The organism is Mesorhizobium sp. M7A.F.Ca.CA.003.01.2.1 (assembly GCF_003998945.1).
In the GTDB taxonomy this organism is placed as follows: Bacteria; Pseudomonadota; Alphaproteobacteria; order Rhizobiales; family Rhizobiaceae; genus Mesorhizobium; species Mesorhizobium ciceri.
In genome coordinates this window covers 1-1,199 of sequence record NZ_RZRA01001275.1, presented here as the reverse complement: position 1 = coordinate 1,199, position 1,199 = coordinate 1, and the positions used below count along the sequence as shown (strand labels likewise).

Annotated in this window: 1 protein-coding gene; it reads right to left on the bottom strand. The window is 63.1% G+C overall.

Features of this window, described 5'->3' with window-relative positions:
- Positions 1-1,199 (bottom strand): acetyl-CoA carboxylase biotin carboxylase subunit (accC, locus tag EN969_RS31925; RefSeq protein ID WP_127419778.1); only part of this gene is annotated, 1,199 nt, incomplete at both ends.

Below are 1,199 nucleotides of genomic sequence, written 5' to 3'. Positions count from 1 at the left end.
CAGTGGATGTCATAATCGCCATTGGCGATGTCGGCATTGCCGACGAGATCGCGAAACAGCGGCAGCGTCGTCTTGATACCGTCGACGACGAACTCGTCCAGGGCGCGGCGCAGGCGCATCATGCACTCGACGCGGTTACGCCCATGTACAATCAGCTTGCCGATCAGGCTGTCGTAATAGGGCGGGATCTTGTAGCCGGAATAGACGCCGGAATCGACGCGGATGCCCAGACCACCCGGTGTGTGGAAATGGGTGATCGTACCGGGCGAGGGGGTGAAGGTGCGTGGGTCCTCGGCGTTGATGCGGCATTCGATGGCGTGGCCGTTGAACTTGATGTCCTCCTGCTTCACCGAGAGGCCGCCGCCGGAAGCGACGCGGATCTGCTCATGCACGAGATCGATGCCGGTGATCGCTTCCGTCACCGGATGCTCGACCTGCAGGCGCGTGTTCATCTCGATGAAATAGAACTCGCCATTTTCGTAGAGGAACTCGATCGTGCCGGCGCCGGAATAGCCGAGGTCGGCGATCGCCTTGGCGCAGATGCCGCCGATACGGGCGCGCTCTTCGGCATTGAGGGCCGGCGAGGGCGCCTCTTCCCAGACTTTCTGGTGGCGGCGCTGCAAGGAACAGTCGCGCTCGCCGAAATGCACGCCGCGGCCAAAGCCGTCGCCGAACACCTGCACCTCGATATGGCGCGGCTTTTCCAGGTATTTCTCGATGTAGACCGCATCGTCGCCGAAGGCCGCACCGGCTTCCGTGCTCGCCGTTTGCAAGGCGACCTCAAGGTCGGCCTCGGTAAGCGCTACCTTCATACCGCGCCCGCCACCACCGGCCGATGCCTTGATGATCACGGGATAGCCGATCTCGGCGGCAATGCGCCTGGCTTCCTTTTGGTCGGTGACGGCACCGTCCGAACCGGGCACAACCGGAATGCTGAGGCGCTTGGCGGTTCGCTTGGCCTCGATCTTGTCGCCCATGATGCGGATATGGTCGCCGGACGGACCGATGAAGGTGATGTTGTGCGCGGCCAGTATGTCGGCGAACTTGGCGTTCTCCGACAGGAAGCCGTAGCCCGGATGCACGGCGTCGGCGCCGGTGATTTCGCAGGCCGCAACGATCTGATGGATGTTGAGATAGCTGTCGCGCGATGGCGGCGGACCGATGCAGACGCTCTCGTCCGCGAGCCGCACATGCATGGC